The organism is Streptomyces sp. NRRL F-5755 (assembly GCF_001279365.1).
In the GTDB taxonomy this organism is placed as follows: Bacteria; Actinomycetota; Actinomycetes; order Streptomycetales; family Streptomycetaceae; genus Streptomyces; species Streptomyces rimosus.
Genome location: NZ_LGCW01000084.1, coordinates 1 through 8,804 on the forward strand (window position 1 = coordinate 1; position 8,804 = coordinate 8,804).

At 72.4% G+C, this 8,804-nt stretch carries 9 protein-coding genes; 7 read left to right on the forward strand and 2 right to left on the reverse strand.

The features are described 5' to 3' along the window. Both ADK86_RS11580 and ADK86_RS11585 read right to left on the reverse strand, forming a co-directional pair. Window positions 1-572 (reverse strand): class I SAM-dependent methyltransferase (locus ADK86_RS11580; RefSeq protein WP_234345812.1); only part of this gene is annotated, 572 nt, incomplete at its 3' end. 91 nt (window positions 573-663) lie between these two features. Further along, window positions 664-2,076 carry a Fic family protein gene (locus tag ADK86_RS11585; protein WP_053696514.1) on the reverse strand — a complete coding sequence of 471 codons (1,413 nt, stop codon included), beginning with the start codon at window positions 2,074-2,076 and terminating at the stop codon, window positions 664-666. 146 nt (window positions 2,077-2,222) lie between these two features. Here ADK86_RS11585 and ADK86_RS11590 point away from each other — a divergent pair, with 146 nt between their 5' ends. From ADK86_RS11590 to ADK86_RS11620, 7 genes are all read left to right on the forward strand, one after another. Next, a complete protein-coding gene (locus tag ADK86_RS11590; RefSeq protein WP_234345813.1) occupies window positions 2,223-2,828 on the forward strand; it encodes an HD domain-containing protein in 606 nt (201 codons plus the stop codon). Between the two features lie 118 nt (window positions 2,829-2,946). Beyond that, window positions 2,947-3,975, forward strand: coding sequence for an N-acetyl-gamma-glutamyl-phosphate reductase (gene argC / locus ADK86_RS11595; protein ID WP_053696516.1), 1,029 nt, complete (start codon window positions 2,947-2,949; stop codon window positions 3,973-3,975). Further along, on the forward strand, window positions 3,972-5,126 hold the full coding sequence (gene argJ / locus ADK86_RS11600) for a bifunctional glutamate N-acetyltransferase/amino-acid acetyltransferase ArgJ (RefSeq protein WP_053696517.1): 1,155 nt from the start codon (window positions 3,972-3,974) through the stop codon (window positions 5,124-5,126). The genes argC and argJ overlap by 4 nt, the downstream gene beginning before the upstream one ends. After that, a complete protein-coding gene (gene argB / locus ADK86_RS11605) occupies window positions 5,123-6,085 on the forward strand; it encodes an acetylglutamate kinase (protein WP_053696518.1) in 963 nt (320 codons plus the stop codon). The genes argJ and argB overlap by 4 nt, the downstream gene beginning before the upstream one ends. Continuing rightward, complete coding sequence (locus tag ADK86_RS11610) at window positions 6,082-7,323, forward strand: acetylornithine transaminase (protein ID WP_053696519.1); 1,242 nt, start codon at window positions 6,082-6,084, stop codon at window positions 7,321-7,323. Before argB ends, ADK86_RS11610 begins: the two co-directional genes overlap by 4 nt. 8 nt (window positions 7,324-7,331) lie before the next feature. After that, window positions 7,332-7,874, forward strand: a complete 543-nt coding sequence (locus ADK86_RS11615) for an arginine repressor (protein ID WP_003982563.1) — start codon at window positions 7,332-7,334, stop codon at window positions 7,872-7,874. Between the two features lie 121 nt (window positions 7,875-7,995). Then, a partial coding sequence (locus ADK86_RS11620) for an amidohydrolase family protein (protein WP_053696520.1) occupies window positions 7,996-8,804 on the forward strand: 809 nt, incomplete at its 3' end.

The window sequence follows — 8,804 nt, forward strand, 5'->3', positions numbered from 1 at the left end:
GTTGTTCGGGGGCGGGTCTCGTTGGATTGGATGGTCCAGTCGGGGGCGAGGAGCTGGGCTATCTCGTCGGGTCCGTAATAGTCGGCGGGGTCGAAGCCGTCTTCCGGGCGGGGGGTCAGGCCGCCCAGGTCGTGGCTGACGAAGAGCAGGGTGCCGCCGGGGGCGACGGCCTTCAGCAGGCCGCGTAGCGCGGTGTGGTCCGGCTCGCGCCGGAGCGGAAAGTACTGGACGGACACCAGGTCGAAGGCGTCGGCCGGGGGCGGTGCCGCGGTCAGGTCGGCACGGGCCCACGCCACCCGGTCGGCGCGGTCCACGGCCGCCGCGGCGGCGCGTCGCAGCGCGACCTGGGAAATGTCGACCGCGGTGACCTGCCACCCACGCCGGGCCAGCCAGAGCGCGTCGGCGCCCTCACCGCACCCGACATCGAGCGCCTGCCCGGGCGGCAGACCGGTGACCTCGCTGACGAGGACGGGGTTGGGCGCGCCGCTGAACACCTGGTCGCGGCTGCTGTACATCGCGTCCCACGACTGGGCGCTCGGCCCGGGGACGGGCCCGGAATGCTGGGTCATCATGACCACCTCCGCGGCCAATCTCCCGCTCCCCGCCACGAACCCGCAAAGTTCTTTGCGGAAACCGCAAAACGGGGTGGCTGGGCGGGGGTGCTCAGGGGGCGCTTGGGGCGCTGCGCGCGCGGTTACGGGATCCTGTGACGTGAGTGTCCAGGTACCGGACGAGGAGCAGCGCGTCCTCCGGGTCGTCGGCCCGGAAGGCGACGCGACGGATCAGGCCCACCGAGTCGAGCGCGACGCCCTCGCGGGCCAGGACGTGGACGAGGGTGAGGAAGGCCGACCGGGCATTGCCGTCGTCGAAGGGGTGGAAGAAGCAGACGTCCAGGTAGGCGCGTGCGGCGCGGGCTATGAGGGAGAGGGGCCGCTCGCCGCTCGGTGCGCTTCCGCCGTCCGGCCCGCTTCCGCTTCCGGACGCGCTCTCGGCCAGGCAGGCGTCGAGGCGGGCCCGGGTGTCCGGGCCGATGCCGTAACGCTCCCGGCCCCTCTTGGCGAAGGCGGTCGAACTGCGGAACGGCGGCGGCTCCGCTGTGCCCAGGACATGCTGCTGCCAGCCACGGAGCAGTTCGAAGTCGAGCGGGGCGCCGCGCGCCGCGTCGGCCCGCAGCGACTCAAGGGCGGCGAGCAGCCCTTCGGCGCGGGCGGGATCCACGGCGGCGTCGAAGGAACGGATGTCCTCGGCCGCGCCGTCACTCGACGGGATCACCGGCCCGTCCACACCGCCGTCCGGTCCCTCGTGCCACGGCACGGTCTCGCGTACGGCCAGCCAGCGTTCCAGGTGATCAGGCGCGGGCCCGGCGGACCACGCCTCGTGCTGCGGTCGCAGCGACAGCGCGAGCCGCTCCGCGACATCGTCGACCAGCACCGGGCCGGGATCGGTCCAGCTCTCGAAGCGCCCGCCGACCGCCTGCTCGACCAGGTCCTCTGCCACGTCGGGCGCGAACCCCCAGTAGCCGAGGAACCAGGTGAGCACCTGCCGGCAGTGCCCGTGCCAGCCACTGCCGCAGCCGGTGCGGTCGGCCACCTGGAGGATCAGGTTGCGGGCGGCGCGCTCCCACAGGATCCGCTGATCCTCGATCGCGGCCGGTTCCAGCGGGTACCGATCGAACCATCCGACGAGGGTCTCCAGCCACCCGCGCCACTCGCACAGCGCCGTGACCACCCGGGCGAGCGTCTCCTCCGGAGTGCTGATCGAGTCCCGCGGGCAGCACCAGCTACCGACCGGCCCTCCGTCGAAGTCCCCTTCGTCGTGCGACCAGCGCCAGCCGATGGCCCAAGGGCCGTAGTGCTCCACGAGCGCGTGCGACATGGTGTCGGCCCAGAACGTGCCCTCGCCACGGCCCCGACGGATGAGTGCCATATCGCCGAGCGGCAGGTCCGGGCGGCGCGGCACGCACCGGGCCGGCCCCAGCGAGCGCACCACATGCGCGGCCGACGCGCTGTCGAAGGGGTGCCGGGCGGGATCCACTTCGTCCCAGGTCAGAAAGAGCGGGACCAGTTCGGGTAGCACCGCGTCAGCCTGCCATGTCCGCCAGGAGAACGATCAGGATTTTTGTGGCCCTCGGCTGTGCCGGCCCGCCCTCGGCCCACCGCCGTGCTCGCCCGACCGTACGCTGGAGCGCTCAGCGGACGATCTTTCTTGTGGGGGGCGGGGCAATGCTGATCGAAGTCGCGGGTGTACAGGCTCGCTTGGGGCGGGCCATGGAACTGGCGCGGTCGGTGTGTGCGGAGTACGCGGGTGACGCGCTGTACCACCATTCGATGCGTTCGTACTTCTTCGGTGCGGCCTGGGGACAGGCCCGTGGCCTCGATTTCGACAGCGAGTTGTTGTTCGTCTCGGCGATGCTGCACGACTTGGCACTTACCCCGCCCTTCGACAGCCACGCCCTCCCCTTCGAGGAGGCCGGCGGCCATCTGGCGCGGGTCTTCACGGCCGGTCTCGGCTGGCCGCGCGAACGGCGTGACCGGGCGGCCGAAATCATCGTGCTGCACATGCGGGACGACGTGGAGCCGGAGCAGGATCCGGAAAGCCGCCTGCTCCAGGTGGGGACGAGCGCGGATGTCTCCGGGGCGGGGCTCGACGCGTTCGACCCCGCTTTCGTCGAAGCGCTCGTCGCGGCATACCCCCGCCTGGGCTTCGCCGAGTCCTTCGTCGATCTCTTCCGCGACCAGGCCGAGCGCAAGCCGGGGTGTGCGGCAGCGAAGCTGGTGGCCGGACCGTGGCCGGACAGGACCCTGGCCCATCCGCTGGAGCGGGTCTGACGGCGCGGCGCGGAGCAGGCTGCCAAAGCGGTCGAGGGGCAGCACCCCTCCCTCCCCATCCACCCATTGCATAAACCTGCCTCTATCCGTATAGTCATGCCCCCAAGGAGGAGGACCCATGCCAGTACGAGCAGCAGTGGCCGGAGCGAGTGGGTATGCCGGAGGTGAGGTTCTCCGGCTGCTTCTGGGGCATCCGGAGGTGGAGATCGGGGCCGTGACCGCGCATGGGAATGCGGGGCAGCGGCTGGGGGCGGTGCAGCCGCATCTGGGGCCGTTGGCCGGGCGGGAGCTGGTGGCCACCACGGCCGAGGCGCTGGCCGGGCATGACGTGGTGTTTCTCGCGTTGCCGCACGGGCAGTCCGCCGCGGTGGCCGAGGCGCTGGGGCCCGAGGTGCTGGTGGTGGACTGCGGGGCGGACTTCCGGCTGGAGGATGCCGCGGCCTGGGAGCAGTTCTACGGTTCGCCGCACGCCGGCACCTGGCCGTACGGGCTGCCCGAGCTGCCGGGGGCGCGGGAGGCGCTGCGCGGGGCGCGGCGTATCGCGGTGCCGGGGTGCTATCCGACGGCCGTGTCGCTGGCCCTCTTCCCTGCCTACGCGGCGGGGCTCGCCGAGCCGGAGGCCGTGGTGGTCGCCGCGTCCGGCACCTCCGGTGCGGGCAAGGCGCCCAAGCCGCACCTGCTGGGCAGTGAGGTGATGGGCTCGATGAGCCCGTACGGCGTGGGTGGGGTGCACCGGCACACGCCGGAGATGGCGCAGAACCTGAGCGCCGCGGCGGGGGAGCCGGTCACCGTCTCCTTCACGCCGACGCTCGCGCCGATGCCCCGCGGCATCCTCGCCACCTGCTCGGCCAAGGCCCGGCCCGGTGTGGACGCGGCCGATGTGCGGGCCGCGTACGACAAGGCGCTGGGCGACGAGCCGTTCGTACGGCTGCTGCCGGAGGGGCAGTGGCCGTCGACCGCGGCCGTGTACGGGGCGAACACCGCGCTGGTGCAGGTCGCCCTCGACGCGGCGGCCGGCCGGATCGTCGTGGTCAGCGCCATCGACAACCTGACGAAGGGCACCGCCGGCGGCGCGGTGCAGAGCATGAACATCGCCCTCGGCCTGGATGAGGCCACCGGGCTTACCACGATCGGAGTCGCACCGTGAGCGTCACGGCAGCCAAGGGTTTCTCGGCGGCGGGCATCGCCGCCGGGATCAAGGAGAACGGGAACCCGGACCTCGCCCTGGTGGTGAACAACGGGCCGCGACTGGCCGCCGCCGGCGTCTTCACCAGCAACCGCGTCAAGGCCGCTCCGGTCCTGTGGTCCGAGCAGGTCCTCAAGGGCGGCCGGGTCTCGGCCGTGGTGCTGAACTCCGGCGGGGCCAACGCCTGCACCGGTCCCGAGGGCTTCCAGGACACCCACGCCACCGCGGAGAAGGCCGCCGAGGTGCTCAAGGGGCACAGCGCCGGCGAGGTGGCCATCGCCTCGACCGGGCTGATCGGCGTACGGCTGCCGATGGACAAGCTGCTGCCGGGGATCGAGAAGGCCGCGGTCGAGCTGAGCGTGCACGGCGGGGAGAAGGCCGCCATCGCGATCAAGACCACCGACAGTGTGCACAAGACCGCCGTCGTCTCGAAGGACGGCTGGACGGTCGGCGGCATGGCCAAGGGCGCGGGGATGCTCGCGCCGGGGCTGGCCACCATGCTCGTCGTGCTGACCACCGACGCGGATCTGGAGGCGCCGGTCCTGGACCGGGCGCTGCGGGACGCGACCCGGACGACGTTCGACCGGGTGGATTCCGACGGGTGCATGTCCACGAACGACACGGTGCTGCTGCTGGCCTCCGGGGCGTCCGGTGAGACGCCGGAGTACGAGGCGTTCGCGGACGCGGTCCGCACGGTCTGCGACAACCTGGCGCGGCAGCTCATCGGGGACGCGGAGGGCGCGACCAAGGACATCCGCATCGAGGTCGTGAACGCGGCGAGCGAGGACGACGCGGTCGAGGTGGGCCGGTCCATCGCCCGTAACAACCTGCTGAAGTGCGCCATTCATGGTGAGGACCCGAACTGGGGGCGGGTGCTGTCCGCCATCGGCACCACCTCCGCGGTGTTCGACCCGGACCGGCTGAACGTCGCCATCAACGATGTGTGGGTGTGCAAGAACGGCTCGGTGGGCGAGGACCGGGACCTGGTCGACATGCGCTACCGGGAGGTACGGATCACCGCCGACCTCAGCGCCGGCACCGAGTCCGCGGTCATCTGGGCCAACGACCTGACCGCCGACTACGTCCACGAGAACAGCGCGTACTCCTCATGAGCGCCCGCAAGCACACCGCGCTGCCCAAGGCCCGCACCCTCATCGAGGCGCTGCCCTGGCTGACCCGGCACCACGGCAAGACCGTGGTCATCAAGTTCGGCGGCAACGCCATGGTCGACGAGGAGCTGAAGGCCGCCTTCGCGCAGGACGTGGTCTTCCTGCGGCACGCCGGGCTGCGGCCGGTCGTCGTACACGGCGGCGGCCCGCAGATCAGCGCCCAGCTGGAGCGGCTGGGCCTGGAGTCGGAGTTCAAGGCGGGCCTGCGGGTCACCACGCCCGAGGCGATGGACGTCGTACGGATGGTGCTCGCCGGGCAGGTGCAGCGCGAGCTGGTCGGCCTGCTCAACCAGCACGGCCCGCTCGCCGTCGGCATGACCGGCGAGGACGCCCACCTGATGACCGCCACCCGGCACTACGCCGAGGTGGACGGCGAGCGGGTGGACATCGGGCGGGTCGGCGAGGTCACCGCGATCGACACCGGCGCCGTGCGGGCCCTGCTGGACGACGGCCGCATTCCGGTCATCTCCTCCATCGCGCGCAGCGCCGACGCGGGCGACGGGACCGGCGTCTTCAACGTCAACGCGGACACCGCGGCGGCGGCCCTGGCCGCGGCCCTCGGCGCCGAGACGCTGATGGTCCTCACCGACGTGGAGGGCCTGTACGAGGACTGGCCGCACAGCGACGAGGTGATCTCCCGGCTCACCGCCACCGAGCTGGAGAAGCTGCTGCCCGACCTGGCCAGCGGCATGGTGCCGAAGATGCGGGGCTGCCTGCACGCCGTACGCAACGGGGTGCACACCGCCCGGGTCATCGACGGCCGGGTCCAGCACTCGATCCTGCTGGAGATCTTCACGGACGAGGGGATCGGCACGATGGTCGTGCCGGACGAGCCGGCGGCTGCCGCCGGCATCGCGGACATCACAGGCAGCAGCGAGAGCGAGAAGGCGGGAGCGGCATGAGCGACGCGGCCACGGACACGACGCCCACCACAGCGTCCAACACCACGCTCACCGAGCGCTGGCAGGGCGCCATGATGGACAACTTCGGCACGCCCCGCGTCCCCCTCGTACGCGGCGAAGGCGCGCAGGTCTGGGACGCGGACGGCAACGCCTACCTGGACTTCCTCGGCGGCATCGCCGTCAACTCCCTCGGCCACGCGCACCCCGCCGTCGTCCGCGCGGTCTCCGGGCAGATCGCCACCCTCGGGCACGTCTCCAACTTCTTCGTCGCCGAGCCGACCGTCGCGCTCGCCGAACGGCTGCTGCGGATCGCCGGGCGCCCCGGCCGGGTCTACTTCTCCAACTCCGGCGCCGAGGCCAACGAGGCCGCCTTCAAGATCGGCCGGCTGACCGGGCGTACGCACATGGTCTCCACGACCGGCGGTTTCCACGGCCGCACCATGGGCGCCCTCGCCCTCACCGGCCAGCCCGCCAAGCAGGACCCGTTCCGGCCGCTCCCGGGCGACGTCGACTTCGTACCGTACGGCGACACCGAAGCGCTGCGCGCCGCCGTCACCACCGACACCGCCCTGGTGATCATCGAACCCGTCCAGGGCGAGAACGGCGTCGTCGTCCCGCCGCCCGGCTACCTCGCGGCAGCCCGTGAGATCACCGCCGCCACCGGCACCCTGCTCGTCCTGGACGAGATCCAGACCGGCATCGGCCGTACGGGCCACTGGCTGGAATCGCAGGCCCAGGGCGTCGAGGCGGATGTGATCACACTGGCCAAGGGCCTCGGCGGCGGCCTGCCCATCGGCGCCACCCTCGCCTTCGGCCCGGCCGCCGGCCTGCTCACCCCCGGCACCCACGGCTCGACGTTCAGCGGCAACCCGGTCGTGTGCGCGGGCGCGCTCGCCGTCCTGGACACCATCGAGGCCGACGGACTGCTCGACCACGTCAAGCGGGTCGGCGAGCGGCTGCGTGGCGGGATCGAGGCGTCGGCGCACCCGCTCGTCGGCCAGGTCCGCGGTGCGGGCCTGCTCCTGGGTATCGTCTTGTGCGAGCCCGTCGCACCGCAGGTGCAGCGAGCGGCCCAGGACGCGGGCCTCCTGGTGAACGCGGTCGCGCCGGACGTCATCCGGCTCGCCCCGCCGCTGATCGTCTCGGACGACGAAGCGGATACGTTCCTCCGGAAGCTCCCCGCCGTCCTCGACGCGGCCCTCGCGGGGGCACACGGGGTACAACGATCCGGAGACTGACGACAACGATGACCGAGGCGCAGGACAACGAGACGCTGCACGGGGGACCTGCCGTACCGCAGACCCGCACCGCCCGGCACCGCCGGATCGTGGACATCCTCAACCGGCAGCCGGTCCGCTCCCAGAGCCAGCTCGCCAAGCTGCTCGCCGACGACGGCCTGTCCGTCACCCAGGCCACCCTCTCGCGCGACCTGGACGAACTCGGCGCGGTGAAGATCCGCAACACCGGCGGCGAGCTGATCTACGCGGTACCGAGCGAGGGCGGCGACCGCAAGCCGCGGGCGCCGCTGGGGGAGTCCGCCAAGGAGGAGCGGATGCGCCGGCTCTCCGGCGAACTGCTCATCTCCGCCGAAGCCTCCGCCAATCTCGTGGTCCTGCGCACCCCGCCGGGCGCCGCCCAGTTCCTGGCCTCCGCCATCGACCAGGCCGAACTGCACGACATCCTCGGCACCATCGCCGGCGACGACACCCTCATGCTCATCAGCCGCGACCCGGCCGGCGGGCAGGCGCTCGCCGATCACCTGCTGAATCTGGCGCAGAAGGCGCGCTGAGGGGCGGAATTCCGGCCGGGGCCCGCGTCCGGCCGCTGTACCGGGACGGTGTCCGGTGTACTGGACGCCGCCCCACCGGCCACGGCGGCCGGGCGGCACGGGAACCGATGCGGGAGGCCCGATGCTGGCAGTACGCGCGAGAGCGCTGTTCGACGGGGTGGGACCGGGACTGGTCGAACGGCCCACCGTACTGATCGAAAATGGCCGGATCGCGGCGGTCAGCCCCGGCGGAGTGCCCCTGATCGGCACCGAGGTCCTCGACCTCGGCACCGCCACCCTCCTCCCCGGCTTCATCGACACCCACACCCACCTGGCGTTCGACGCGAGCGACGATGTGATCGGCCGGCTCACGGAGGCCGACGACGCCACCCTCCTGGAACGCGTCCGGGCCGCGGCGCGGGCCTCGCTCGCCGCCGGGGTGACGACCGTACGCGACCTCGGCGACCGCGGGTACCTCACCCTGCGCCTGCGCGCGGAGACCGCACGGGACCCGGCCGTCGGCCCGCACATCATCGCCTCCGGCCCGCCGCTGACCACGGCCCGCGGCCACTGCTGGTTCCTCGGCGGCCAGGCGGAGGGGGTGCCGGGCGTCCGCGCGGCCGTACGGGAACGGGCCGAGCGCGGCGCGGACGTTGTCAAGGTCATGGTGACCGGCGGCGACCTCACGCCCGGCTCGGACCCGTACAGCGTCCAGTACGACCGCGACGAACTGCGCGCCATCGTGGACGAAGCCCACTGCCACGGCCTCCCGGTCACCGCTCACGCCCACGCCGTCACCGGCATCCGCGAGGCCGTGGCGACCGGCTTCGACACCGTCGAACACTGCTTCTTCCTCACGGAATCCGGTGTCGACTTCGACCGCCGGGTGATCGAGGAGATGGTCCGCCGCGGCGTCACCGCCTCCCTCACCCTCGGCGCCCTCCCCGGCGG

Coding starts and splice junctions, on each gene's coding strand:
- ADK86_RS11590 (WP_234345813.1), top strand. CDS start 2,223: ATGCTGATCGAAGTCGCGGGTGTACAGGCTCGCTTGGGGCGGGCCATG.
- argC (WP_053696516.1), top strand. CDS start 2,947: ATGCCAGTACGAGCAGCAGTGGCCGGAGCGAGTGGGTATGCCGGAGGT.
- argB (WP_053696518.1), top strand. CDS start 5,123: ATGAGCGCCCGCAAGCACACCGCGCTGCCCAAGGCCCGCACCCTCATC.
- ADK86_RS11610 (WP_053696519.1), top strand. CDS start 6,082: ATGAGCGACGCGGCCACGGACACGACGCCCACCACAGCGTCCAACACC.
- ADK86_RS11615 (WP_003982563.1), top strand. CDS start 7,332: ATGACCGAGGCGCAGGACAACGAGACGCTGCACGGGGGACCTGCCGTA.